17 protein-coding genes are annotated in these 26247 nt (G+C 54.2%); 12 read left to right on the top strand and 5 right to left on the bottom strand.

Annotated features, from left to right (window positions below; genetic code table 11):
* Positions 1–10 precede the first annotated feature (10 nt).
* The 5 genes from lpdA to U2W12_RS19325 all read left to right on the top strand — a co-directional run bounded on the left by lpdA (position 11) and on the right by U2W12_RS19325 (position 7934).
* On the top strand, positions 11–1429 hold the full coding sequence (lpdA, locus tag U2W12_RS19345; protein ID WP_326502341.1) for a dihydrolipoyl dehydrogenase: 1419 nt from the start codon (positions 11–13) through the stop codon (positions 1427–1429).
* A 277-nt stretch (positions 1430–1706) separates the two neighbouring features.
* A complete protein-coding gene (locus U2W12_RS19340) occupies positions 1707–4319 on the top strand; it encodes a glycosyltransferase (RefSeq protein ID WP_326502340.1) in 2613 nt (870 codons plus the stop codon).
* Positions 4320–4398: 79 nt separating this feature from the next.
* Positions 4399–5919, top strand: a complete 1521-nt coding sequence (locus U2W12_RS19335) for a fumarate hydratase (protein ID WP_326502339.1) — start codon at positions 4399–4401, stop codon at positions 5917–5919.
* Between the two features lie 52 nt (positions 5920–5971).
* Complete coding sequence (locus U2W12_RS19330; protein ID WP_326502338.1) at positions 5972–7186, top strand: argininosuccinate synthase; 1215 nt, start codon at positions 5972–5974, stop codon at positions 7184–7186.
* Between the two features lie 142 nt (positions 7187–7328).
* Positions 7329–7934, top strand: coding sequence for a hypothetical protein (locus tag U2W12_RS19325; protein ID WP_326502337.1), 606 nt, complete (start codon positions 7329–7331; stop codon positions 7932–7934).
* A 147-nt stretch (positions 7935–8081) separates the two neighbouring features.
* On the opposite strand, the gene U2W12_RS19320 is transcribed toward U2W12_RS19325, so the two are convergent.
* Both U2W12_RS19320 and cysG read right to left on the bottom strand, forming a co-directional pair.
* A complete protein-coding gene (locus U2W12_RS19320) occupies positions 8082–8420 on the bottom strand; it encodes a c-type cytochrome (RefSeq protein ID WP_326502336.1) in 339 nt (112 codons plus the stop codon).
* Positions 8421–8678: 258 nt separating this feature from the next.
* On the bottom strand, positions 8679–10064 hold the full coding sequence (gene cysG, locus U2W12_RS19315) for a siroheme synthase CysG (RefSeq protein ID WP_326502335.1): 1386 nt from the start codon (positions 10062–10064) through the stop codon (positions 8679–8681).
* An 82-nt stretch (positions 10065–10146) separates the two neighbouring features.
* On the opposite strand from cysG, the gene U2W12_RS19310 reads away from it, so the two are divergent.
* Together U2W12_RS19310 and U2W12_RS19305 are read left to right on the top strand one after the other, a co-directional pair.
* On the top strand, positions 10147–10377 hold the full coding sequence (locus U2W12_RS19310; protein WP_326502334.1) for a sulfurtransferase TusA family protein: 231 nt from the start codon (positions 10147–10149) through the stop codon (positions 10375–10377).
* Positions 10378–10440: 63 nt separating this feature from the next.
* Complete coding sequence (locus U2W12_RS19305; protein WP_326502333.1) at positions 10441–12612, top strand: zeta toxin family protein; 2172 nt, start codon at positions 10441–10443, stop codon at positions 12610–12612.
* A 39-nt stretch (positions 12613–12651) separates the two neighbouring features.
* Here the strand turns inward: U2W12_RS19305 and glgP are convergent, their stop codons facing one another.
* Both glgP and U2W12_RS19295 read right to left on the bottom strand, forming a co-directional pair.
* On the bottom strand, positions 12652–15171 hold the full coding sequence (gene glgP / locus U2W12_RS19300) for an alpha-glucan family phosphorylase (protein WP_326502332.1): 2520 nt from the start codon (positions 15169–15171) through the stop codon (positions 12652–12654).
* Positions 15172–15205: 34 nt separating this feature from the next.
* The gene (locus tag U2W12_RS19295; RefSeq protein ID WP_326502331.1) at positions 15206–17605 is read right to left on the bottom strand and encodes an ATP-binding protein; all 2400 of its coding nucleotides are present in this window, start codon (positions 17603–17605) and stop codon (positions 15206–15208) included.
* A gap of 195 nt (positions 17606–17800) precedes the next feature.
* On the opposite strand from U2W12_RS19295, the gene U2W12_RS19290 reads away from it, so the two are divergent.
* Complete coding sequence (locus U2W12_RS19290) at positions 17801–18751, top strand: DnaJ C-terminal domain-containing protein (RefSeq protein ID WP_326502330.1); 951 nt, start codon at positions 17801–17803, stop codon at positions 18749–18751.
* Positions 18751–19056 carry a chaperone modulator CbpM gene (locus U2W12_RS19285; RefSeq protein ID WP_326502329.1) on the top strand — a complete coding sequence of 102 codons (306 nt, stop codon included), beginning with the start codon at positions 18751–18753 and terminating at the stop codon, positions 19054–19056. Before U2W12_RS19290 ends, U2W12_RS19285 begins: the two co-directional genes overlap by 1 nt.
* A gap of 9 nt (positions 19057–19065) precedes the next feature.
* Here U2W12_RS19285 and U2W12_RS19280 read toward each other — a convergent pair whose 3' ends face one another.
* On the bottom strand, positions 19066–20193 hold the full coding sequence (locus U2W12_RS19280) for an HD domain-containing phosphohydrolase (protein ID WP_326502328.1): 1128 nt from the start codon (positions 20191–20193) through the stop codon (positions 19066–19068).
* 344 nt (positions 20194–20537) lie between these two features.
* Between U2W12_RS19280 and U2W12_RS19275 the strand changes: the two genes are divergently transcribed.
* The 3 genes from U2W12_RS19275 to U2W12_RS19265 are packed head-to-tail and all read left to right on the top strand — an operon-like array spanning position 20538 to position 26241.
* On the top strand, positions 20538–21968 hold the full coding sequence (locus U2W12_RS19275) for a TolC family protein (protein ID WP_326502327.1): 1431 nt from the start codon (positions 20538–20540) through the stop codon (positions 21966–21968).
* On the top strand, positions 21965–23134 hold the full coding sequence (locus U2W12_RS19270; protein WP_326502326.1) for an efflux RND transporter periplasmic adaptor subunit: 1170 nt from the start codon (positions 21965–21967) through the stop codon (positions 23132–23134). Before U2W12_RS19275 ends, U2W12_RS19270 begins: the two co-directional genes overlap by 4 nt.
* Positions 23131–26241, top strand: a complete 3111-nt coding sequence (locus U2W12_RS19265) for a CusA/CzcA family heavy metal efflux RND transporter (RefSeq protein ID WP_326502325.1) — start codon at positions 23131–23133, stop codon at positions 26239–26241. Before U2W12_RS19270 ends, U2W12_RS19265 begins: the two co-directional genes overlap by 4 nt.
* Positions 26242–26247: the final 6 nt, after the last annotated feature.

The following is a 26247-nucleotide window of genomic DNA, read 5'->3' as shown; positions in this document are numbered from 1 at the left end:
TCATCGCGATATGAACGGCGCAACATTGCATTCGGAAGTTTTGGTTTTAGGCGGTGGTCCCGGTGGCTATACCGCGGCGTTTCGCGCGGCCGATCTCGGCAAGCAGGTCACATTGGTCGAACGTTATCCGGTATTGGGCGGCGTCTGTCTGAATGTCGGCTGTATTCCGTCGAAGGCGCTGCTGCACATGGCGCAGTTGATCCATGAAGCGGAAGAGGTGCGGAGTCACGGTTTGAGCTTCGGCAAACCCGAAATCGACATCGACAAGATCCGCGCCTGGAAAGCGAGTGTCAGCAAGTCTCTAAACGATGGTCTGGCGGGATTGGTCAAGCAGCGCAAAGTCAATCTCGTGCAAGGCACGGGCCGTTTTACCTCGCCAAATTCGGTCGAGGTCGACACACCCGAAGGCACCAAGACGATCACCTTCGATCAGGCGATCATCGCGGCCGGTTCGCATCCGACTCAAATTCCGACGTTTCCGAATGACGACGAACGTTTATGGAATTCGACCGATGCGCTGGAACTGAAGCAGGTTCCGAAGAAGCTGCTGATCGTCGGTGGCGGCATCATCGGTCTCGAAATGGCGACCGTCTATCATGCATTCGGTTCGGAAATCAGCGTGGTCGAATTGATGGATCAGATCATTCCGGGCTGCGACAAGGATCTGGTGACTCCATTACTGCGCCGGATCAAGAAACAATACAAAAACATCTGGCTCGAAACGCGGGTCACCGCGATCGAGCCTCAGGACGACGGACTGAAAGTCTCGTTCGAAGGCAAGGGCGCGCCCGACTCGGAGGTTTTCGATGCCGTGCTGGTCGCGGTCGGACGACGGCCGAACGGCAAGCTGATCGGCGCGGAAGCGGCCGGCATCACGGTCAATGACCAGGGTTTCATTCCGGTCGACAGGCAGCAGCGCACGAATGTCGCGAATATCTTCGCGATCGGCGACATCGTCGGCAATCCGATGCTGGCTCATAAAGCCGCACACGAAGGTAAGGTCGCGGCCGAAGTCGCGGCAGGCCATAAAGCCGGATTCGATGCGTTGACCATTCCTTCGGTCGCGTATACCGATCCTGAAATTGCCTGGATGGGACTCAGCGAAAATCAGGCCAAGGCGCAAGGGCTCGATTATGACAAAGCGGTGTTTCCGTGGGCTGCGAGCGGCCGCTCATTGAGCCTCGGTCGTAAGGAAGGCGTCACCAAGATCCTTTGCGACAAGGAAACCGGTCGGCTACTCGGTGCGGGCATGGTCGGTCCGAATGCGGGCGAGTTGATTGCGGAAGCGGTATTGGCGCTCGAGATGGGTGCTGACGCAGACGACATCGCGTTGACGATACATCCGCATCCGACCTTGTCCGAAACGCTCGGCTTTGCGGCCGAAATGATCAACGGCACGATTACCGATCTTTATATCAAAAAAGGCTAATATTCTTTTTGTAGGGTATGCATTTATGTCCGAGAGGGTATTGCGTACCTTTATTAGCCCTGATGTCGGGTTATACGCTAACCCGACCTGCGTTTCGATAAGCAAACGATTTAAAATTGTCATTTGCCGCAGGCGAATTGCACTATAATTTGGCCGACCATCAGAGTCGGTCGATGATGGTTTTCCCGAGTTGGCGTCGTCAACACAAACCAGACGATCCTTCCCAATCCTCTCTCCCAACAAATGCACTTACTATAAAATACTTTCGAGTATCTTGATGAAAAGAACACTAACGATTTTGCTAACGTTGACTGTGCTCGTTCTGGTTAATTTCAATATCTGGAGCTACATCAACAACCCGTTGCAGTTGAAATCATGGACCAAAACGACCATGGGGGTGACTTTCGATCCACGACGGAAAGAATATACCCAGAAAAACGGTCAATTTCCGACCGAGGCCGAGATTGATCAGGACTTGGCCTTGCTCGAAAACAAGGTCCATGCGGTGCGTACCTACAGTGTGTTGAATGGTTTGCACAAAATACCCGAACTGGCCGCCAAGCATAATCTGAATACGACGGTCGGCGCCTGGATCGACGGCGATCTCGAAAAAAATCGTCAGGAAATAGAGACCTTGCTGCAGGTCAGCAATCAAAACAATAATAAAATCGTCCGAGTGATGGTCGGCAACGAGGTATTGTTCCGAAATGACATTTCGACGCAGCAACTGATCGACTATATCCGCGAAGTCAAGAAGCGCACTTGGCGTCCGGTCAGCACCTCGGAAACTTTCGACATTTGGTTGAAGCATCCCGAATTGGTGGCCGAGGTCGATTTCATCGGTGCGCATATTCTGCCGTATTGGAACGGCATCGCGGTCGAGGATGCGGTCGATTTTGTGTTTGAAAAATATCAAGAACTGAAGCAGGCCTATCCCGATAAACCGATCGTGATTACCGAAGTCGGCTGGCCATCGGACGGTCAGCCGTACAAACACGCGACAGCCTCGCGCACTAATCAGGCATTCTTTTTGCGGGAGTTTTTGAATCGCGCCGCCGAGCAAAAGATCCCTTACTATATCGTTGAAGCGTTCGATCAGCCGTGGAAGATGGAAATCGAAGGCTCGGCCGGTGCATATTGGGGTATCTTCAATGCCGACCGCCAGCCGAAATATCCGATGGACGGCGCGGTATTGGCCTTGCCCGGCTGGAAACACTGGGCGACTGCCGCCGCGGGGGTCAGCGCGGTGCTGATGGGTCTGTTTTTGTTTACGCGCCGAACGTTGGCATTGCCTGGCATCGTGTTTTTCGGCCTCATTACTAACCTGGCCGCGTCGTTCGTTTTTTGGACCCTATCGATCGGCGCGCAACAATATCAAAATGAATTGACGATCGCGTTCTGGATTTTGCTGATCCTGATGCAGATATTGGCGTTGACGATTCTGTTGATCGAAACGATGGAAATCGTCGAAGTCGTCTGGCACCGCCGCACCACGCGCAGTTTCCAGCCGCTGACGCCGTCGCCGGATTTCCGCTATCCGAAGGTGTCTATCCATCTGCCGATTCACAACGAGCCGCCGATGATGGTGCGGAAAACGTTGGAGGCGTTGAACAAGCTCGATTATCCGCATTTCGAAGTGCTGGTGATGGACAACAACACCAAGGACCCCGAAGTGTGGGAGCCGGTGCGCGACGACTGCGAACGGCTGGGGGAGAAATTTCGCTTTTTCCATCTCGAAAACTGGCCCGGTTTTAAGGCCGGCGCGATCAACCACGCGCTTGAACAGACGGCGCCGGATGCCGAAATTATTGCGGTGATCGACAGCGATTATATTTTGTCCCCGGACTGGCTCAAATGCATGGTGCCTTATTTCGATAATGAAAACGTCGGTTTCGTGCAGTCGCCTCAGGATTACCGCGACAGCCATGTGAATATGTTCAAACGTTTCTGTTACTGGGAATATGCCGGATTTTTCAATATCGGCATGGTGCAGCGGAATGAATACAATGCAATCATCCAGCACGGCACGATGACGATGGTGCGTAAATCGGCGCTTTTCGAAGTCGGCAAATGGTCCGAATGGTGTATCTGCGAGGACAGCGAGTTGGGTCTGCGCCTTTACGAAGCAGGCTACGATTCGGTCTATGTAAAGGATTCGTTCGGCCGCGGCCTGATGCCTGATACGATGTCCGGATATATGACACAGCGTTTCCGCTGGGTTTACGGCGCGATGCAGATCATCAAGGCGCATTGGAAGAGTTTCACGCCGACCAAAAAGTCGCCGCTGACGTCGGCCCAGCGCTATTATTTTGTCGCCGGCTGGCTGCCGTGGTTTTCTGATGCATTGGCTCTGATTTTTACCTGCGCCAGTTTGATTTTGACGGGTGTCATTTTCCTCGATCCGATTCACAGCGAATTGCCGGTCAATGCGTTCCTGCTGCCGACGATCGGGTTGTTTACCTTTAAAATTTTGCGTAGTCTGTGGCTCTATCAGGCCAAGGTGCCGTGCTCGATTTGGGAGTCGATCGGCGCTTCGTTGTCCGGTCTGTCGCTGACCCATACGGTCGCACGGGGCGTTTGGCAGGGTATGTTCGTTCCGGGCAAGCCGTTCATGCGCACGCCGAAATACGAAAAGCAGGGGCCGTTGTTCGCGGGTCTGATGGTGGTCCGTCAGGAGTTGTTTCTGCTGTTATTGCTGATCGCGGGAGTCGTCGGGATGAACTCGTTGGAACATTTCGACAATATGAGCGGGAAGCTGTGGATGGGTGTGCTCTCGGTGCAGGCAGTGCCGTATATGGCCACCGTGATCACGCTGTTAATGAGTATTTTGCCGCATTACCGGAAAAAATCGGCGCTGACAATCGAAGAGATCGACGACGAATCGATTTGACGTAAACCAGCCTGAATGTAGCCCGGGTGCAGCGAAGCGGATCCGGGCTACTCGCTTATCCCACCTGTAATAACCCCGTATGACGATCATCAAGCAAGACGATTTCATCCAAAGCATCGCCGATGCATTGCAGTATATCTCCTATTACCACCCAGTCGATTTCATCCAGGCGCTTGATGCAGCCTATCGGAAGGAGAAGAACCCTGCCGCGAAGGATGCGATGGCGCAGATCCTGATCAACTCCAGAATGTGCGCGGAAGGCCGACGGCCGATCTGCCAGGATACCGGCATCGTGACGGTATTTTTGAAGATCGGCATGCAGGTGAGCTGGGATGCGGAGATCAGCGTCGCCGACATGGTCAATGAAGGTGTCCGGCGCGCCTATTCGCATCCCGACAATGTCTTGCGCGCATCGATTCTGAGGGATCCTGCCGGCAAGCGGGTCAACACGAAAGATAACACCCCGGCGGTGATCCATATGGAAGTCGTGCCGGGCGACAAGGTCGAAGTGAATGTCGCGGCGAAAGGCGGCGGCTCGGAAGCGAAAGCCAAATTTGCGATGCTGAATCCGTCCGACAGCATAGCCGACTGGGTGCTCAAAACAGTGCCGACGATGGGCGCCGGCTGGTGTCCGCCCGGCATTCTCGGCATCGGCATCGGCGGCACCGCCGAAAAAGCGATGCTGCTGGCCAAACAGGCCTGCATGGAATCGGTCGACATTCAGGAACTGATCGAGAGAGGTCCTCACGATGCGCTCGAAGAACTGAGGCTCGAACTGTATCAAAGCGTCAATGCGCTCGGCATCGGCGCGCAGGGCTTAGGCGGCCTGACCACCGTGCTCGATGTCAAAATCCTCGATTATCCGACGCATGCGGCGAATCTGCCAATTGCGATGATTCCGAACTGCGCCGCGACCCGGCATGCGCATTTCGTACTGGATGGCACAGGTCCGGCCGAACTGGCCCCTCCGAGTCTGGATGACTGGCCGGCAATCAGCCGGGAAGGCGCGCCGGCGAAGCGTGTCGACCTCGATACGGTCACCCGTGCCGAGGCGGCAAGCTGGCAGCCGGGCGATACCTTGTTGGTCAGCGGCACCTTGCTGACCGGTCGCGATGCGGCGCACAAGCGCCTGGCCGACCTGATCCGGCGCGGCGAAGCCTTGCCGGAAGGCGTCGATTTCGAGAACAAGTTCATCTACTACGTCGGGCCGGTCGATCCGGTACGCGATGAAGTGGTCGGCCCCGCGGGACCGACGACCGCGACCCGGATGGACAAATTTACCGAGACTATGCTGGCTCATACCGGTTTGCTCGGCATGATCGGCAAGGCCGAGCGCGGTCCCGAAGCAATCGCCGCTATCAAAAAACATCAGGCGGTCTATCTGATGGCGGTCGGCGGAGCGGCGTATCTGGTTTCGAAAGCGATCCGCAAGTCCCGTGTAGTCGCTTTCGAGGATTTGGGCATGGAAGCGATCCATGAATTCGTCGTCGAAGACATGCCGGTCACCGTCGCGGTCGACAGCCGAGGTATTTCGGTGCACGAAACCGCGCCGGTCATCTGGCGGAAAAAGATCGCCGATATCGAGGTCCTGTCATCATGAGTCCGCTTTCGGTATAATTACGACTATTTTTAACCAGGAAATTTAAGGCGCTATGTCGGAAATCAAAAAAGTGGTATTGGCTTATTCCGGGGGCTTGGACACCTCGGTGATTCTCAAATGGCTGCGGGAAGTCTATGACTGTGAAGTCGTCACTTTCACGGCCGATTTGGGGCAGGGCGAGGAGGTCGAGCCCGCGCGCGCGAAAGCGCAGTCCATGGGCATCAAGGAAATCTATATCGATGACCTGCGCGAAGAATTCGCTCGCGATTTCGTGTTCCCGATGTTCCGCGCCAATGCGATTTATGAAGGCGAATACCTGCTCGGCACCTCGATCGCGCGGCCATTGATCGCGAAACGGCTGATCGAAATCGCGAATGAAACCGGCGCGGACGCGATCTCGCACGGAGCGACCGGCAAGGGCAACGATCAGGTGCGTTTTGAGTTGGGCGCTTACGCATTGCGTCCCAACATCCATATCATCGCGCCATGGCGCGAATGGCAATTGACTTCGCGGCAAACCTTGCTCGACTATGCCGAAAAACATGGCATTCCGGTCGAAATGAAAAAAGGCAAGGCATCGCCGTATTCGATGGATGCCAATTTGCTGCATATTTCCTATGAAGGACGCATTCTCGAAGACCCTTGGGCAGAGCCGGAAGAAGACATGTGGCGCTGGACCGTGTCGCCTGAAGCCGCACCCGATAAGCCGACCTATCTGGAGTTGACCTACAAACAGGGCGACATCGTTGCGATTGACGATGTGCCGCATTCTCCCGCCCAGGTGATGGAGAAGCTGAACAAGATTGCCGGCGAGAACGGCATCGGCCGTCTTGACATCGTCGAAAACCGCTATGTAGGAATGAAGTCGAGAGGCTGCTACGAAACGCCGGCCGGCACCGTGATGTTGAGAGCGCACCGCGCCATCGAGTCGTTGACATTGGACCGAGAAGTCGCGCATTTAAAGGACGAATTGATGCCGCGTTATGCGTCGCTGATTTATAACGGCTACTGGTGGAGCCCTGAGCGCCTTATGCTGCAGCAAATGATCGATTCGTCGCAAGTCAATGTGAACGGCAAGGTCAGGGTCAAATTGTACAAAGGTAATGTGACCGTGGTCGGCCGGCGTTCGGATAGCGACAGCCTATTCGACGAAAGCATTGCGACGTTCGAGGACGACGGCGGCGCTTACAATCAAAAAGATGCCGAAGGTTTCATCAAGCTGAACGCGCTCAGGATGCGCATTGCGGCGGCAAAACAATTGCGCTGATACGCAAAAATAAAATGCGGCAATGATCGATTAGCTTGTATAATTCTTTCCGAGTCATGGCATTACGATCTTTTGACAATAATAAAAAATGGGGCCGGGCGTTTAAGGGGGCTGTATCGTCCGGTTCAAGAGGCGTTAATTGATGAGCGAAAATCAAGAATTTCATTCACAAATCATTGAGGTGCGGGGGAAACTGCAAAGCGTTCCTTCGGCTCAGGCATTGGTCAAGGCTAATCGGTTTTTGCTGCTGGCTGTTATCGTATTAACGGTGTTGGTCGCGGTTCTCGGCTATTTCGTGGTGCCTCCGCATCAGTCCACGGCCTATCTGAAAAAACAGCAGAGCGCGGCGAATGCCGTTGAAGGCAATTCTGTCCTGAGTACCGAGGTGAATGCGTTAAAAGGGCAGGTGATTGGTCTGGTTAGTGGTTCGATCGAAAGCAAACTCAGAATGCTCGAAGACAGTATCCGGATGGGTGCCGCAGCCAATTCGTTGGGTACCATCGAGGATTTAAAAAACGACGTCAAAGTGTTGCGCTCCTATTCGGAGCCGTCTCCGAAGGTCCGGAATGCTGCGCAGGCCGAGAGCAATCAACAGGTGCTGCAAGAGATGTCGCAGTTGAAACGGCTGATCTATGTCAGCTTAGCGTCCTGCGGCTTGATGCTTGCGGCGATCGCCAGCATCTGGTTTAAAAACCTGAATGTATTGACTTACAAACAAACGATAAAGAATTATTTGCGCAAACAGTAATCGGTTATTGGGTAAAATAAAAAGCCGCACTCACCTTCAGGTGATGCGGCTTTTTTATTGCAATGGGCTTGCGTAATAGAAGATATTACGTAAAATCACTGCTGCTTAAAGCAGGGTGTGATGAAACACCCTGCTAAGCGCGGAGGCTTATTTGTTTTTCAGATATTCGTACAAGTCATCAACCGCCAGTTCTTCGGTCAGGCCTGCTTTTTTAACAGCTGCGTTTTTCATAATCTCATCCAGCGCTTTCGGCATGCCGCCTTTGCCTTCGCGCAGGACTTGTTCAAATTTTGCTCTGTCCAGGGTGCCGGCTTTAATCAAAGCGGGCAATTGTGGATTCGAAGCGATATCGTGGCAAGTGCCGCAACCACGGCCAAAGGCGCGCTCATAGATTTTTTTGCCGATTTCGTTAGCTTCGCTGGAGAAGGCTTGTCCGCTCAATGTGATCAAAGCGATTCCCGCGAATGTGGCTAATGATTTTTTCATGTTGACCTCTCTTGATGGTGAAAGGACTGCGGAACAGTCCGATTAATAGTTAAACTCGCTAAGGATAAGGAATTTAACAGGAAATTTCAATTCTTATTCTTTTCGATCGCCGCCAATCAGTTATGCATCATTATCGTCGCGGACAATGAATACAGGCTGAATTGAACTTGGGTTATTATCGCAAGGATTGCTGATCAGGGCTAGCGTTTCGCGTGAAAATCCGCTGATTTACGTAGGTCATAAGACCGGCAGCGTCCGTCATGTTGTCTTGAACCATTCCAGCTTGCTGTGCAGGCTCACGACGGTGCCGATGATAATCAGCGTGGGCGCCTTGATTCGTTCATCGGCGACTTGGGCCGGCAGTGTTGCGAGCGTGCCGGTAATCACTCGCTGATGATTTGTGGTGCCTTGCTGAACCAACGCGATCGGCAGGTCTTTCGGGCTGCCGTGCGCGATCAGCGCTGCGCAAATCTGTTCCAATCCGATCAGGCCCATGTAGATCACGACCGTTTGGTTCGGCGCGGCCAGTTGCGTCCAGTTCAGATTGACCGTGCCGTCTTTCAGATGGCCGGTCACGAACGTGCAGGATTGTGCATGATCGCGGTGTGTCAGCGGAATACCCGCATAGGTCGCACAACCGGAGGCGGCGGTGATGCCGGGCACGACCTGGAAAGGGATACCTTGCTGCATCAGGGTTTCGATTTCCTCGCCGCCGCGGCCGAAGATGAACGGATCGCCGCCTTTGACTCGCGCGACGCGCTTGCCGGCTTTGGCGAGATCGGCCAGCAATACATTGATCGATTCCTGGGGCAGGGTATGATCGTCGCGCTGTTTGCCGACATAAATCCTTTCCGCATCACGCCGTGCCAGATCGAGAATTTTCGGCGTGACCAGGCGGTCATAAACAATCACATCGGCCTGCTGCATCAACCGCAACGCGCGGAAGGTCAATAAATCGGGCGCGCCGGGTCCGGCGCCGATCAGATAGACTTCCCCTCTATGTTGATTGGGATCGGTCTGCGCCAGGCCAGCTAGGAGATGCTGCTCGGCTTCTTCGTCCTTGCCCGCATAGACCAGTTCGGCGGTTCGTCCTTGCAGCTGGTTTTCCCAGAATATCCGCCGCAGTGCGGGCTGTTTAATCGCTTCTTTGACCTTGTCCCGGTATTTTTCGGCAAGCTTTGCAAGGCGTCCGTAACTCGGCGGTACGACGCTTTCGATTTTAGCCCTGAGCAGTCGAGCCAGCACCGGCGAGGCACCGCCCGAGGAGACGGCGGCTATTATCGGCGACCGGTCGATGATCGCCGGAAAGATGAAGCTGCATAAGGCCGGGTTATCGACTACGTTCACCAGAATGTTGCGCTCATGCGCCAGGCGGGAGACCCATCGATTGGTTTCGCCGTCATTGGTCGCCGACACGACCAGGCGAAAATCGCCCAAATCCTCGGCGGCAAAGCGCTTGTTCAGCAAGGTTAATGGTTGGCTGGTTTTGATCGAGGAGACGCTGCTGCTGAGTTCCTCGGCGACCACGGTGATGAGGGCCCCGGCCCGGGACAACAGCTCAATTTTTCTAGCGGCCACTTCACCGCCGCCGATTACTAGACACGGCTGGTCCTGCAAATTGACAAAAAGAGGGAAATAATCCATTTCGCTGCGATCATTCTCGGAGAGTTGGGAGAGTGGTATTATAGGACGTCTTTACCGAGTCATTACAAGTTAAAATCGAACGATGGTTGAATTTGATATCGAAGTTGATGCCAGCGGCCTGCATTGCCCATTGCCGCTCTTGCGTCTGAAAAAAGCGTTGCTGGACATTGACAGCGGCGATGTGGTCAAAGTGATCGCGACCGATCCGGCTGCCCATCTGGATATCGGCGTTTATTCGGACCAGTCAGGACATAAAATCATCGATTTCGTCCGGCACGCGCAGCAGCAAATATTTTATATCCGCAAAAAATAAACCGCTGCTGGCTGTTTGGGTGTTTTTCCGCCGTTTCATCTTTCGCGTCTTTATCTCGACATCATGACTCATAGCGTCCTTCCTCGCATCGCGGGATATAAGCAACTGAAGAAATTGCGCACGGTATTGGCGACCGCGCGCGGCTGCGTGCTGCTGTCCGCTCTGCGCCAGGAAAACGAGGCAACCATTTCGCACGATCAGACCAAGCGCGTGACCTATCTTACTGAACTGTTCTCGCATATTCACAGGGAGATGTATCAGGATTGGAAGGAACAACCGACGGTCAAACACCGTCCGGGGTCGATGATCGATCCCGACAAGCGGCAAAAATTCCGCAAGGCCGTAGCGGGGCTCGTGCTCGACGATGAAAAGTGCCGCGATACCGCCGTTTTCGATAATAACGGCTTCGTGATCCGCACCGCCGACATCGCCGAACGGTTGGCCGGTTTCTATCTGAAAATGCGTAAAATTCGGCCATTTTCGTATGGCAATCGGATTACCCTCGATTTTTTTATGACCGTGCTCGGCAAGCTGCCGGCTTTCAAGAGCGTTTATGAGGCGGGCATCGATTTTCGCCGACTAACCGCCGAAGATGCGAAGGCTTTGCACAATCAACAAAGTTCGCAGGCCGATCTGACGCTTGCGTTCGAGCATGCGCTGGATCCGACACGCACGAAAAGCCTGCAAAACCCGCCGAATGCCTTCGGCAAATGGCCGGAGCATAAAACCTTCGTCGGCGGGATTCCGTTTTTGTCGCACCGGACCGAAGACGGCGTCGATTGTCTGGTCAGGATTGACGGAGGCCTGGTGCCGCTCGACAGCGTGCGCGAAGAAGACTTCGTGGCCGGCAAGCATTTCGCGGATTTTCCGTTACGCATTTCGGAACGGGTGATCGGCTATCTGCCGGGCACTGCAGAGCTGCGCGCATCCGACAAGCACGAGATCGATGGCCTGCGTTTGAGTACGAACGGCATTGCGCCGCTGTTCTGCCTGGACATCAACATGCTGACCGGTTTACGCCTGCCGAGCCATACCGAATTGATGGAGTTGCTCCGGCAATGCGAAGGCGGCAAAACACCGATTTTCAAACTGGCCAATAATGAGGCGCTGAAAACCCGTTTGCTGATCGCGGCCGATGGCGACGTGCGTCTGAAACGCGGGGTCGAAATCGCTTACGAGCGGCTTGGCCGTATCACTGCGAAGTTAGAAGCGGCGAAAGCGGCAATCTTTGAAGGCAAGACTCCGGATGCGAATCCGAAGCTGTTCATGTGCATGGGCGGCGCCGGGTCAGGCAAGACCGCCGTCGAGGAGATCGCCAGAGCCCAATGCGGCGACAATTTCGTGATCGCGTCATTGGACGAGTTTCGCAAGGTCAGCGATTTGTACCTGGTGCTGACCACCGCCGGCCATCACAGCGACGATTATGTCTATGTCGAACCGTTCGCGAACCGCTTGCGCGACATGGTCGCCGATCATGCGCGCACTTTCCGTTATAACCTGCTTTATGACGGCACCAGCATTCCCTATCATCCGCGTTACGCAAACCTGATCAAGCAATTCAAGGAGGCTGGCTTCCATACTCAGATTGCGGCGGTCGATGCGTTTATCGTGAAGCCGCCGGGGCGCGAAGAGGAACTGTTCCGTTCCGGCGTGATCGACAGCGTGAAGTCGCGTTTCGAGGACACCGGCCGCGCGTTGCCGTGGGTGATCACCGTCTACAAGCACATCCGTTCGCCCGAATCGTTTCTGAACGCGCTCGAAGACTCGGCGCTCGACAAACTGGCGCTGTTCGCGAACGACGGCGAACGCGGCAAACATTATCTGGTCGCCGAAAGTTTCATCCTGTCCGACCAGCAGGTTGACATCTTGCGCGAGAAGCAGCGCGACGGCGGCTTGGCCGAACATTTGCACCTGATTATTGCCTGGCGCTACGATTCCTTGCTGAACGTGCTGTCGCTGGGCGATCAGGACCGACTGGCCGGATTGTTCGCGCGCAACCCGGCGTTTGATGAAAGCAATATTGCCTACCTGATTTATCCGGTGCAAAACGGCAACCGGGTGCTACTGATCTACAACACCCGGCGGATGATCGATTTCGTCGAAAAACGCCAGCTTAACCCGCATGCATCCGGCGCGGAAGGCCTTCTGCACAAACCTGAAGCGCTCGCATTCCATGTCGACCCACATACGCAAGAGCCCTGGATGACCCGCCTGCAAGGGTCGATCAGCGGGTAGGGGATGATCACGGCTTTTTTGAAAGCCGACAACTCTCCCTCAATGTATCCATAAAATATGTTGTGTCTCGATCGGTACCAGGCAGCCGGGATGGTGCGGAATGATGCGGGGAGTGTAATCCTTGATCGGCCGGACCGCAGGAATCGTGAGGCTGTATACATAGCCGTTGATCGCGCCCGGAATCGGATGATCGATCGGGATTTGATGGATGGTTTGGTGAATGTCGGCGGTGGGTTCCGAAAACAATTGTACCGAGACATCGTCGGCGGTCAGATCGCCAAGGTAGATGTGCAGCTTAAAGCAGTATTGAGTGCCCTGATCTTCGGCCTGCACATTCGCGACATGGATTTTCGGCCAGAAGTCATAGAGATTCTGAAACCATTCTTTCAGTTTTTTACCTAACTCGCCTTGTTTTGCGGCCCGTTCGTGGTAATGCGCGGCCATCGGCAGATAGAAACGTTCGGTATATTCCCGAACCATCCGGTTGGCGGAAAAATACGGTGTCAGGGTGATCATGCTGGCGCGCATTTTTTTGGTCCAGCGTTCGGGGATGTCGTTTTCGTTGCGGTCATAAAAGGCCGGCACGATTTCATCCTCCAACAGACGGTAGAGAATCTCCGCCTGTTCCCGGTCACTGTGCCCGTCTTCATTGCCGTTCAAAGTCCAGCCGACTTCCGGAGTGTAGGCCTCGGCCCACCAGCCGTCAAGTTCTGAAACATTCAGACCGCCGTTGACCAAAATCTTCATGCCGCTAGTACCGCAGGCTTCCCAAGGACGCTTTGGCGTATTGATCCATAAATCAACGCCCTGCACCAGATATTCCGCAGTGACCATGTCATAATCGCTCAAAAACACTGCCCGATCACGAATCCCCGGGCGGCGCATGAACTGATGCCAGGCCTTGATCAATTGTTGGCCGGGAATATCGGCGGGGTGCGCCTTGCCCGAGATGACCAACTGCACGGGCATGGCCGGATTGCACAGAATGCGAGCCAGCCGGTCGGGATCGGTCAACAACAGGTTAGGACGTTTGTAGGTCGCGAAGCGGCGCGCGAAACCGATCGTCATCACATTCGGATCGAACAGGCGCAATACGCGCTTATCGAGTCCATTTTCGGGTAAATTACTGTGAATGTTGAGTTCGCGCCGGAATTCGTCGCGCACGAAATGAACTAGGCGCGCTCGGTTTTTCGCGCGCATTTGCCAAAGTTCCTGATCTGCGACCCGGTTGAAATTATTGCTGACTATGTCCGGATCGCAGAACCAGCGGCCCTTGCCGCAAAGGCGTGTCCATAATTCGTCTGCTTCCTTCGAATCCCACGCCGGAACGTGGACGCCGTTGGTCACATTGGTGACCGGACTGTCAAAGCGTGACCAGTTCGGAAACAGCGGACTGAAAATCTCTCTGCTGACTTCTGCGTGCAGGCGACTGACGCCGTTGACTGCCGCGCTGCCGTGTATCGCCAGATAGGCCATGTTGAAAGGCGCGGAGGGATCCGTGCAGTCGGGCGTCCGGCCCAGACTCAACAGCGTCTGTACATTGATATCGAGTTCTTTCGCATACAGCCCCAGTTGATCGTTGATCATCTGGGGACTGAATCGGTCGAAGCCGGCTTCGACCGGCGTGTGCGTGGTGAAAAGGTTGCCGGCTCGTGTAATCGTCAGAGCCGTCGCAAAATCGAGATTTTTCTCGCGCATCACATCGCGCGCCCGTTCGAGTACAACGAAGGCGGCGTGGCCTTCATTCAGATGGCATACGTCGGGCGTGATGTCCAAAGCCTGTAAAACGCGCCAACCGCCAATGCCGAGCAGAATTTCCTGCGCGAGCCGGTGTCTGGAGCCTCCGCCATACAATTCCGTGGTGATGCAGCGATCGACAGGATGATTGATCGGATCGTTCGTGTCGAGCAAATACAATTCGATGCGGCCGATTTGCGCCTGCCAGACCCTGACCCAGAGTTGATAAGGCGTTAAGAGCTTGATGCGCAGCAATTCGCCGCTCGCATCGCGCACCGGCGTGACCGGCAGATCGGTGATATTGCTGGACGGATAGAGTGCAATCTGGTTGCCGTCGGCGTCGAAATCCTGGCGAAAATAACCGTTCTGATAGAGGAGGCCGACACCGACCAACGGCAAGCCCAAATCGCTGGCGGCCTTCAAATGATCGCCGGCCAAAAGTCCGAGACCGCCGGAATAAATCGGCAGCGCCTCGCTGAGGCCGAACTCCATGCTGAAGTAGGCAATTTTCTTCAGCGCGGTTTGTTGCTCGTAATGGTGTTGGAACCAGCGATTTTCGGACAATGCAAGCCGGTGTGCCGACACGATTGCGTGCAGTTTCTGACAAAAGTCAGGGTTTTCGGAGAGCCTTTCGAGATGCGAATGCGATACCGATTGCAGTACCAGCCAAGGATTGCGCGTCAGGTTCCATAATTCGGCATCGAGTTCGCACCAGATTTCGTCCGCGCCGTGTGCCCAAGTGTAACTGCAGTCACCGGCCAGTTCGACCAGACCGTCGAGCTTTTTGGCCATGTCGGGCCGAAAGAATCCGGTTGTTTTCATAATGCTTTACCTGTGTAGAGGACGGATCGCCTGTTCAGACACTATCCGGCTGTGATTTGTTGAAATCTTTTTTTATCAGCGTAAATTGCTGCAATTGCGCATCGACCTTCGCATTGAACGATTCGGGCGGATAGCTGCCTGCTGCGTCGGCTTCGCCGGCTTCGAGATCGGTTAATATTTCCAGAGCTTGATCGACGGTCGTTACCGCATAGATCGAAAACTGTTTCGTCTGCGCTGCATGCACGACATCCCAGCGCAGCATCAGGTGTTTGATATTGCTAGTCGGGATAATTACGCCTTGCGTGCCGGTCAAGCCTTTCGCCGCGCAAATGTCGAAGAAACCTTCAATTTTTTCATTGACGCCGCCGATCGGCTGTACCTGGCCGAGTTGATTGACCGAACCGGTGATTGCAATATCCTGTCTGAGCGGCGCCCGCGCCAGTGAGGACAGAATCGCGCAAAGTTCGGCCAGCGAGGCGCTATCGCCTTCAACTTCGCCGTAGGCTTGTTCGAAGACTAGGCTTGCGGCCATCGAAAACGGGCTTTTTCTGGCATATTTCGCGGCGATGAAGCTCGACAGTATCAGCACGCCTTTCGAATGCAGCGCGCCGCCGAGCTCGGTTTCGCGCATGATGTCGACGATTTTGCCGCTTCCGAGGCGCGTGGTCGCGGTAATCCTTGAAGGCTGGCCGAACATGAAGTCGCCGACTTGCAGTATCGACAGTCCATTGATCTGGCCGACGACCTTACCTTCGGTGTCGATCAGCAGGGTGTCGCGCAAAATGTTTTCGTACAGTTTTTCGCGTATCTTGTCTAGACGCCTGATTTTGTGATCGATCGCCTGTTGCACGTCGCTGTGGGTGATCTCGGTATGGCCGTTGCTGCTTGCCCAATAATCGGCTTCGGTCAACAGATCGGTGATGCTGCGCAGATGCGTTAAAAGTTTCTCCGTGTCGCCGGTCAACCGCGCGCTATGTTCGATGATCCGGGCGACCGCCTGGCGGCTCAATGGCCTGAGGTTTTCACGGCGTGCGAGCGTCGCCAACAGGCGGGCATAGTCGGGCGTTTTGGATTCTCGGGAGACCGTATCGTCGAAGTCGGCCGCGATCTTGAAGAGATCATGAAACTCCGGATCATAGGCGCTCAGTAAATAATAAAACAGCGGTTCGCCGATCAGGATGACTTTGACATCGAGTGGAATCGGTTCGGGTTCGAGCGCCGAGGTGCTTATCAGGCTCAGCGCGCGCTCCAGGGATTCAATCTTAATTTCGCCCATTTGCAGGGTTCTTTTCAGGCTTTCCCAAGCATAGGGCTGAAACAGCAGTTTTTGCGTGTCTAGAATCAGATAACCGCCGTTCGCCTTGTGCAAGGCGCCGGGCTTGATCATCGTAAAGTCGGTGACCAGGGAGCCCATAAAGGCCTGATGATCGATCCGCCCAACCAAATTGCTGTAATTCGGATTTTGTTCGAAAACGACCGGCGCGGATTTCTTCTGGCTTAAATCCACCATCAGATTGACCTGATAGCGTTTAAAAGGATTCTGTTCCTGAGGAAATTCCATGAAAGAGATGACCTTTTCGGAATGCGGAATGAAATCGCGGATATGATCGATGATGTCCTGTTTGACATCTTTCAGATAAGCCAGAATCACTTCCTGTTTTGCGTATTTCGCCAGCAGATCGTCTATCGAGTGATTGACCGCGAGTTCAGCTACTTCGCGGTTCAGCGCCTGCAGTTTGCGCTTGGTTTCCTTGCGCCAGGACGGAAATTTTTTGAGCAGGTTCTGCAAGCGTTCCTGAAATTCGAAGATCGATTTTTCAATCTGGTGCTGCTTGTCCTTGTCGAATTTACCGAACTCTTCGGAACTGATCGGGTGTTCTTTGTCGTCAGCCGGAGCGAATGCATAGCCCGTCGGTGTTTCGGTCAGGATGATATGCGCGTCCGCGGCTTCGTCGCGCAGTTGGCTGAGTTGGTCGATTTCATGCTGGCGGGACTTACTTTCCAGTTCGCCGACTCGGGAACGGTATTCATCGCCGTCGAAGGCCGCGGGTATAGCGATGCTCAGTTCGTCGATCAACTGCTCCATATCGGACTGGAAGATTCGACCTTGGCCGGGAACGAGTTTGATCGCGTTCGGCTTGGACGGCTGGCTGAAATTATGCACATAACACCAATCGGCCGGTATCGCCTGGCGGCCGGCTTCGTGTTCGGCAAGTTGCAATACCGACGTCAGTTTTCCGGTGCCGGAGGGGGCCATCGCAAATATGTTATAACCTTTCCTGGCGATGCGGATGCCGACCTTCAGTGACTCGATCGCGCGTTCTTGGCCGACTGCGAGGTCAATATCGTCCAATTCCTCGGTGGAAGCGAAGTTCAGCTGGGATAGGTCACAAGGCTTGTAGAGTTGAGAGGGGTCTAACGGTATTATTTTCATGATGATTTCTGAGTCAATGAGGCATTATTATTTCACTGAATACGCCATACGCCGTACTTGCGCGGTTTTTATTTTACCCGAGAGATGTGATTAACATGTGAAATCTGTTGGGTAAAGACAGCAAGTTTTCATTATAGTTTTTTCGGGTTAGGATTATCATAACCTTTTTGAATTTCCCAACCCTGTGCCGATCCGATGGAGTATAAAGATTATTACAAGATCATGGGCGTCGATCGCAAGGCGACGCCGGAAGAAATCAAAAGGGCGTACCGTAAACTGGCCCGCAAATACCATCCCGATGTGAGCAAGGAAGCCAATGCCGAAGCCAAATTCAAGGAACTCGGCGAAGCTTACGAGGTGCTGAAAGATCCGAAAAAACGCGCCGCCTATGACAAAATCGGCCAGAACTGGCGGGAAGGACAGCCCTTTACGCCTCCGCCCGACTGGCAGCGTGAATTCGATTTCGGCAAGGGTTCTGCGGGCGGCCGGCCGGCAGGCTTCAGTGATTTTTTCGAGGCCTTGTTCGGCGGCGGCTTTGCGCCCGGTCAGGAAGGCGTATTTTACCGGGGCTTTCATGCCCAGGGCGAAGATCAGCAGGCGCGCATCGCGATCGATTTGGAAGACGCCTATCTTGGCGGGGTGCGGATGATTACGCTTAACATGCCGGAAATCGACGCTCAGGGCCGGATCATGTCGAATAAACGTACACTCAATATCAAAATTCCGCGCGGCATCCAGGCCAGCCAGCGCATACGCCTGGCCGGTCAGGGGATGCCGGGAGTTCACGGCGGACAGAGCGGCGATTTATATCTTGAAGTCGAGTTTAACCCCCACCGTTATTTTCATGCGAAGGGTAGGGATATTTATATGGAATTGCCAGTGACGCCATGGGAGGCCGCTTTAGGCGCAACGGTTTCAGCTCCCACTCTGGGCGGCAAGGTCGATGTCAAAATTCCTGCGGGTTCGCAATCGGGCACGCAATTGCGTCTGAAAGGCCGAGGTCTGCCTGCCGCGACGCCGGGCGATCAATTCATCACACTAAAAATTGTGACGCCGCCCGCGAACAGCGAGCCGGCAAAAGACTTATATCAAAAGATGGCTAACGTCATGCCGATGAATCCGCGAGCAGACATGGGTATCAAGTGATGACTAAAGAAATGTTTGTTATTACCGGTATGGTATTGGATGAGACCGTATGGTTTTCCCTGGTCGATCTGTGCGAGTACGCTAAAACAAGTCCCGAGCAGATCATTGAAATGGTCGAAGAAGGGGTATTGGAGCCGCAGGGCGCTAGTGTGCAAACTTGGAGGTTCGACACCAAAGCGTTGAAACGTTTACAGGTTGCGATCCGCTTACGGCAGGATCTGGGCGTAAATCTGCAAGGCGTTGCCCTGGTTTTGGATTTGCTGGAAGAAATGGAGATGCTGCGAACGCAAATGCAGGGACGATGATGCCTCCCGCTAGCAATAAAAATCCTCCTGAAATTTACGCTGGATTTCGTTGATTTCCGCTTCGTTCTGAATCAGAGCATTGACGCAGTCCCGATCGAATTGTTCGCCGGCCATTTGCCGCAGCAGTGTGAAAGCAGTTTCATTGCTCCAGGCGTCCTTGTAAGTGCGCTTGCTGGTCAGCGCATCGAACACGTCGGCGACCGCGACGATGCGGGCTTCCAGCGGTATGTCCGCGCCTTTCAGGCCGGCCGGGTAGCCGCTGCCGTTCACTTTCTCATGATGAAACTCGGCGATGTTGCGCAGAATGCTGATATCCTTGATGCCGTTGAGTTCGAAATTGTTGATCAGTTCGTCGATCATTTGCCTGCCTCTCACTGTATGCGTTTTCATCAGATTGAATTCGTCTTCGTTCAGCGGACCGGCTTTCAATAAGATGTTGTCCGGTATCGCGATTTTACCAATATCGTGCAAGGGCGAGAACATGAAGACGCGATTGATAAACATGTCGTCCAATCGGTATTGGCCCGCCAGGGCGGAGGCGATCAGGCGCGCATAGCGGGACATACGATCCAGATGGTTGCCGGTTTCCGGATCGCGGAAATGGGCGATGTCCTGGGTGGTTTTGACTGCCGCGTTCAACATGCCGATGATGGATAAATCGTTGATCACCAGCAGTGTGACGATCTGGCCGTAAATATCCAGTTTATGCAGGCAGCTTTCGGTAAATACATCGGTTTCGAACGAATTAAAAAATTGAAACCCGAAAAAAAGGCCGTGATAGAACATCGGGCGCGTGTAGCTGGCCGCATAACCCGCCTGTTCGATTTTAAGCGTGTGCTCGTGCTCGCCGTTCGCAAAGGCTATCAGGTTGTTGACGACCCGCGGTTTGCCTTGCCGCAGAATCTCTTGCAAAGATGGCGCCTGTTCCAGATCGGCTTGATAATTCGGCAATGGATTGTCTGCGCCGCTACTGTGCAGGTAGGTCGTCAGCTTCTCCGTTTTAGAATCATACAAGGCAATCGCCAGACGAGCTATAAACGGTAGTTCCGCCTGCAATATCCGATGCAGGCGTGCCAGTTTTTGCTTCAAAGAACTGGCGTCATCAAACTTGGCAAATAAATCTTGATGAGTGAACATGCTTGCTTTTGTTAAAATAACAAGAAAGTCTGTAAAGTTTAGACGTATTTTTGCCTTCCAACGTTACGAGTTGATGCATCGCAAGGTGTTGTCAGTCGAAATATCTGTAACACAGGGATGGCTTCAATGTTTTATCCAATCTAAATGTTTGGCAATGCCATATAATAGTGAGTCGATAATGATTTTGAAAAATAGCGGCTAAGACGGTCCTGTTTGATGAATCAATGCAAGCCATGATTGAATGCTGTCAGGGAAGTGCGAGCTTTCATGACCTCGCTTAAAATTTGAGGATGCAAGTCGGTGCCTGATCATATTCTTAAAGTTGACGAGGTGTAGTTGATAACATGCGCAAGACCCCCCGCTTGCCTTCGCAGGTAAAAGGATTTTTTTCCACGATTCCCGTTTTGATCCTGCTGGACGGATGCGCTCCACCACCTTATCAGCCTGTGTTGCCGCCGGCTTACATGCAGGAATTTAAACCCGCCGATCTTGATTCCGCATCCGAGCCGAAACCAGCCTTGCCGGAAGATCAAAAGCCGTCATCCCCCAAGCCCGAGGCTCTGGAGTTCAATTTAAACCAGGTCATCCATACCGCTTTAAAAGCCGATCCGGTCATAAAGTCCGCTTTTGAAAATATTACTCAGGCGGAAGCGGATTTGCTCACGGCTGGCTTACTACCGAACCCCAATATGTCGGTCAGTGGCTCGTTGATGCAGTTGGATAGGACGTTTACCGTGAACCGGCAAGGCGGCCCGCCGCAATTCGATGCCGGAATTTCGATGCCGATCGACTGGTTTTTGTTCGGTAAACGCGCCGCCGCGATCGCTTCCGGTCAACACGGCGTCGACGTTGCCACCGCGGATTTCGCCAATACGGTCAGGTTGAGAATCGCCTCTGCGATCGCGGCTTATTATTCGGTGCTGGAAGCTCAGGCGATGTTGAAGCTGGCGCAGGAAAATAACGATAATCTGACCAAGATGGAGCGGATCATCATCAATCGCGTGGCACTGGGCGGCGTCGGCACGATCGAAGCGGACAGAATCCGCCTGTCCATTTTCAGCAGCCACCGCGATGTGCATGCGCGCGAACTGGAATTGAACGCCGTCCTGAATCAATTGCGCACCTTGCTTGGCATCGTCGAAAATGTGCCGATTCAGGTGAAAGGATCGCTGGAAGTTGCGGAGCCGGCGACGCCGCTCGAGATCGACAAGGCCTTTAAATTGGCCGAGGAAAACCGTCCCGATCTTTTATCCCTGCGACGGCAACTCGATAAAGCAAATGCCGATATTTCGTTGGAAGAAAGCAAAGCCTATCCGCAAGTCGTGCCAAAGATCGGCTATACCCGCCAGTTTCAGCAGCAGGCCATCGGTTTTCCCGATGCCAACTCCTGGGGGGCGGGAGTCGATATTGTCGTGCCGCTTTTCGACCGCAATCAGGGCAATATCGCCAGGGCAAAATCGGTGTTGATTCAGTCCCGATCCAATTTGCAGGCGCAATTAACCACGCTGCGCGGCGAAATCGATCAAGCGGTCAATGCTTTTGCTTCCGCACATCAGATCATGGTCTATGATGATCCCGGTCAACTGGATGCGGCCATAAACGTGCGCGACAAAATCAATCAGGCTTATGAGTTAGGGGGTAAAACGTTGATCGAGGTCTTGGACGCACAACGAGTCTTTCTTGAGACCTACCGTTTGCACATCACCAGTCGTTCCAATTACTGGCACTCCCTATATCAACTCAATGCCGTTATCGGAAAAGAAGTGTTGCGATGAATCATTCTTTATTTTCATTTACTGGCCGAAGCCTGCGGTTCAAAGCCCGCTTAATCGTATTCGCCACTGTTATTTTGTTTGTCCCGGTTGTATGGCAAGCCGGTCAAGCCCAGCAACATATTGATGCTACGGCAGTGGTCAAACTGGCAGGGCCAAGGATTGTTGCCGTGCAAGCAGGGAGTCTTCTGGAACAAAAGCTGGATATCTCGGTTGTCCTCAGGGATCAAATCACTACGCCGCTGCTCTTGGCGACGGGTTCTGTCGTGGCGCATTTGGCGCCGGGCTCGAATCCGAGCGAGGACCGCTGGCAATTCAACACGATCGAGCTTTCCGGAGTTTATGCGGACTGGCAGCGGGCGCGCGCGGAAAAAGAATTCAACATCAAGCGCCTGACCAAGATCCGCGAATTGACTGCGGCGCAAACGCAATCGCAAGGGCTGGTGGTCGAGCGCTTGCGTAAACTGGTCGCGACCGGTACGGAGGCGATCAGAGATCTGACCGCCGCCGAAGCGAATCTTCTGCAAGTCCAACTGGAAGGCCAAAAAGCAGTTTATGAGGCCGAAACCGCGTTGACAGTCGCGACGCGTAATCGCGCCGCACTGGAACGAACCTTATTGCAAGACGGCGTCGATCCTGTGTTGCTGGAAAATGCAGCTTCCGGCACCTCCTTGATCAAAGCGGACGTGCCCGAATTAAAAATCAGCCTGGTCTCCGCCGGGCAAGCCTGCGTGGCCAAATTTTACGGCTTGCCCGGACAAACCTTCAACGGCAAGGTCAAGAGCCTGGCGCCGGCGTTATCCGCCGAACAGCATACCTTGCGCGTCTTTTTTGAATTACCGGATGTGAATAACAAATTCAAGCCGGGCATGTATGCCGAGATTGGCCTCGGCACCGATCCCAGAATGGCGATCTTGGTGCCTTCGGATGCGGTCTTGCACAGTAAGAATGCTGATTTTGTGTTCATCGGCAACGGTCCCGGCTTATGGAAGATTACCGAAGTCCAGGTCGGCGAAAGCATCGGCGATAAGGTCGAAATTCTGGCTGGATTGCAGGGTGGCGAAAAAATCATCGGCACCGGCGCGATTCTGTTGAAACCGATGCTGGTCCAGGCATTGTTGAATGAAGAGGCGGCCAAAGAGATGCAACCCGACGGTGTTTCGAAATGATTCCGCAACTCCTGAATAAGGCGATGCATCACCGCCTGATCGTGTTGGGCGCCGCGGTCGTGATTACGTTGCTTGGCCTATGGTCGTTCTCGCGGATGCAGATCGATGCCTACCCCGATATTTCCGCGCAAATGGTTCAGGTGATTACGGTTTATCCGGGGCGGGCGCCCGAGGAAGTCGAGCGTCAGGTGACCGTGCCGATCGAGATTCAAATGCGTAACGTGCCGCGGGTCGACACGATACGTTCGCGGACCATTTTTGGTTTGTCGGTCGTGCAATTGATTTTCGAGGAAGGCGTCGAGGGCTATTGGGCTCGGCAGCGAGTACAGGAAAAACTGACCGGTTTGGATTTGCCAAACGGCGCCTCGGCCGAATTGGGGCCATTGGCGACTGCTTACGGGGAAATCTTACGCTATGAGCTGGTCTCGGACGGCCGCTACGATCTGATCGAACTGCGTTCGATAAATGACTGGGTTGTCATCCCGCATTTGCTGCGCGCATCGGGCGTTGCCGATGTGAGTAATTTCGGCGGCTACGAAAAACAATATGCGGTGCTGATGAATCCGGCGCAATTACAGCGCTTCGGGTTGTCGTTGAGCGATGTGGTCGATGCGATCCAGACCAACAACGAAAGCGCGGGCGGCAGTGTGCTGTCGCGCGGCAGCATGTCCTTTGTGATTCGGGGGCGCGGAGCGCTGCAAAGCGTCGAGGAAATCGGCAAAATCTTCATCAAATCGCATGGCGGTACACCGATCTATGTGCGCGACGTGGCGGATGTCGAAATCGATTCGAAAGTGCCTTCCGGCATCTTGAGCAAGGACCGCAATGATGCGACGATCGAAGGCATCGTGCTGATGCGCCGGGGCGAAAATCCTTCGAATGTGTTGAACCATGTCAAGGATGCCATTGCCGAGCTTAACCAGGTCGATTTACCGCAGGGCGTGCAGGTCGTGCCGATTTATGACCGGTCGATGTTGGTCAATAATACGCTGCATACGGTCAGCCACAGCGTATTGCTCGGGATTTCGCTGGTGACGCTGGTGCTGCTGTTTTTTTTGGGCAGGCCCTCATTGGCCTTGCTGGTTGCGTTGACGATTCCGTTTTCGTTGTTGTTTGCGTTGGTGCTGATGAACGCGATCGGCATTCCGATCGGCCTGTTGTCGATCGGCGCGATCGATTTCGGCATCATCGTCGACGGAGCGGTGATCATAGCCGAAAACATTGCCCACCGCCTGCATGAAGCGACACAACAAAAAAATCAGACCGGCGTCGCCAAAACGGTATTGCATGCGTCGCTGGAAGTCGAGCGCCCGGTGTTTTTCTCGATACTGATGATTGTCGGTGCGTTTTTACCCTTGCTGACGCTGACGCATATCGAAGGCCTGCTGTTTCGGCCGATGGCATTGACGATTCTGTTTGCCTTGTTCGGCGCGATGCTGTTTGCGATCTTTGTGGTGCCGGCCTTGGCCAGCTATTTATTTCGGAATGGCTATCAGGACTGGGAAAGTCCGGTGTTGAAATGGCTCTATCCCCGCTATAGCGTATTGCTTGAAAAGCTTATGCGCCATCGTTGGCGCACGGTTGCTGTTGCTTTGGCGGTGCTGTTCGCCAGTTTGCTGTCGATCGTGCCCCGTCTTGGCACTGAATTTTTACCTTACATGGATGAAGGTGTGCTTTGGGTGCGTGCGAACTTCCCGGAAGGCACGGCGCTGGAGCAAACCTCCAAGTTCGGCCAGCGACTACGACAAATTGCGCTGGAGTTTCCCGACATCGATTTTATCGTGGTGCAGGCGGGACGAAGCGACAGCGGCACCGATCCCTTTCCGCCCAGCCGGATAGAAATGTTGGTCAGCCCCAAACCACGCGATCAGTGGACGCAATATACCCGCAAGCAGGAATTGGTCGCCGCTTTGGGCGCGCGCTTCCGCGCCGAATTTCCAACCACCCGCTTCAATTTTACCCAGCCGATCATCGATAGCGTGACAGAAGACGCGAACGGAACCTCAGCCAACTTGGCCGTCGAGTTTTCGGGCGCCGATTCGGAGGTGTTGCTGCGGTTGGCGCAAAAGACCAAGGAATTGTTGACGAAAGTCCAGGGTTCGGCAGACGTCAGCATCGAGCAGGAAGGACCTCAACCGCAATTGGTGATCAAGCCGGATCGCTTTCTTTGCGCGCGCTATAACATCAGCGTCGAAGATGTCAATCGACTGATCGATGTGGCGATCGGCGGCTCGCCGATCGGCCATTTGTTCGAGGGCGAGCGTCGTATCGACATTGTCGCCCGTTTCGCGCGGGAATATTTGTCTTCTCCCGCCGCGATCGGGAGGCTGCCCGTTTACAATGCGGAAGGCATTCCGATTCCTTTGGCGCAGGTCGCGCATATCGACATCATCGATGGCCAAACGATCATAGCCCGCAGCGACGGCCGCCGGCGTTTGACCGTGCGCACCGACATCGTGAACCGGGATCAAGGCGGATTTGTCGCGGAGGCGCAACGGCTGTTCGAAAAAGAAATAACGGTTCCAAGCGGCTACCGGGTGGCCTGGCTCGGCATGTTTGAAAATTTGGAGCGCGCCGCACAACACTTCAAAATCCTGGTGCCGACCAGCATCGGCGTGATTTTTATGTTGTTGCTAGCGACTTTCGGCTCGCTGCGCGCGGCGCTGATCCTCTTGTTCGCGATTCCTTTCGCCTTCGTCGGCGGGATGATGGCGCTCTATTTACGCGACATGAACGTGAACGTTTCTTCCGGCGTCGGTTTCGCGGCGGTTTTCGGCGTATCGATCATGAACGGCGTACTGATCGTGCGCACCATCACCGAATTGCGGATAAACGGCACCGCGTTGGAAACAGCGATCGTACAAGGTTCCGTGCGCTGTATCCGGCCGATTTTGATTGCTTCCTTGGTTGCGATTCTGGGCCTGGTGCCGGCCTCGCTGGCGACCGGTCTCGGTTCGGACGTCCAACGGCCTTTGGCGACCGTGATCGTGTGGGGACTGTTTAGCGCAACGGTCATGACCATTTTATTGGTGCCGGTGCTCTACCGTTTATTTGAGCCGCCGATCAATTTGCCTAGCGAAGAAGAACTGGAATTGGATGAAGTTTAAGGCTTC

Source organism: Methylomicrobium sp. Wu6 (assembly GCF_035916875.1).
Classification (GTDB): domain Bacteria; phylum Pseudomonadota; class Gammaproteobacteria; order Methylococcales; family Methylomonadaceae; genus Methylomicrobium.
The sequence above is the reverse complement of the archived record's forward strand: the minus strand, read 5'-3'. Positions and strand labels throughout refer to the sequence as shown.

Coding starts and splice junctions, on each gene's coding strand:
- lpdA (WP_326502341.1), top strand. CDS start 11: ATGAACGGCGCAACATTGCATTCGGAAGTTTTGGTTTTAGGCGGTGGT.
- U2W12_RS19340 (WP_326502340.1), top strand. CDS start 1,707: ATGAAAAGAACACTAACGATTTTGCTAACGTTGACTGTGCTCGTTCTG.
- U2W12_RS19335 (WP_326502339.1), top strand. CDS start 4,399: ATGACGATCATCAAGCAAGACGATTTCATCCAAAGCATCGCCGATGCA.
- U2W12_RS19330 (WP_326502338.1), top strand. CDS start 5,972: ATGTCGGAAATCAAAAAAGTGGTATTGGCTTATTCCGGGGGCTTGGAC.
- U2W12_RS19325 (WP_326502337.1), top strand. CDS start 7,329: ATGAGCGAAAATCAAGAATTTCATTCACAAATCATTGAGGTGCGGGGG.
- U2W12_RS19320 (WP_326502336.1), bottom strand. CDS start 8,420: ATGAAAAAATCATTAGCCACATTCGCGGGAATCGCTTTGATCACATTG.
- cysG (WP_326502335.1), bottom strand. CDS start 10,064: ATGGATTATTTCCCTCTTTTTGTCAATTTGCAGGACCAGCCGTGTCTA.
- U2W12_RS19310 (WP_326502334.1), top strand. CDS start 10,147: ATGGTTGAATTTGATATCGAAGTTGATGCCAGCGGCCTGCATTGCCCA.
- U2W12_RS19305 (WP_326502333.1), top strand. CDS start 10,441: ATGACTCATAGCGTCCTTCCTCGCATCGCGGGATATAAGCAACTGAAG.
- glgP (WP_326502332.1), bottom strand. CDS start 15,171: ATGAAAACAACCGGATTCTTTCGGCCCGACATGGCCAAAAAGCTCGAC.
- U2W12_RS19295 (WP_326502331.1), bottom strand. CDS start 17,605: ATGAAAATAATACCGTTAGACCCCTCTCAACTCTACAAGCCTTGTGAC.
- U2W12_RS19290 (WP_326502330.1), top strand. CDS start 17,801: ATGGAGTATAAAGATTATTACAAGATCATGGGCGTCGATCGCAAGGCG.
- U2W12_RS19285 (WP_326502329.1), top strand. CDS start 18,751: ATGACTAAAGAAATGTTTGTTATTACCGGTATGGTATTGGATGAGACC.
- U2W12_RS19280 (WP_326502328.1), bottom strand. CDS start 20,193: ATGTTCACTCATCAAGATTTATTTGCCAAGTTTGATGACGCCAGTTCT.
- U2W12_RS19275 (WP_326502327.1), top strand. CDS start 20,538: ATGCGCAAGACCCCCCGCTTGCCTTCGCAGGTAAAAGGATTTTTTTCC.
- U2W12_RS19270 (WP_326502326.1), top strand. CDS start 21,965: ATGAATCATTCTTTATTTTCATTTACTGGCCGAAGCCTGCGGTTCAAA.
- U2W12_RS19265 (WP_326502325.1), top strand. CDS start 23,131: ATGATTCCGCAACTCCTGAATAAGGCGATGCATCACCGCCTGATCGTG.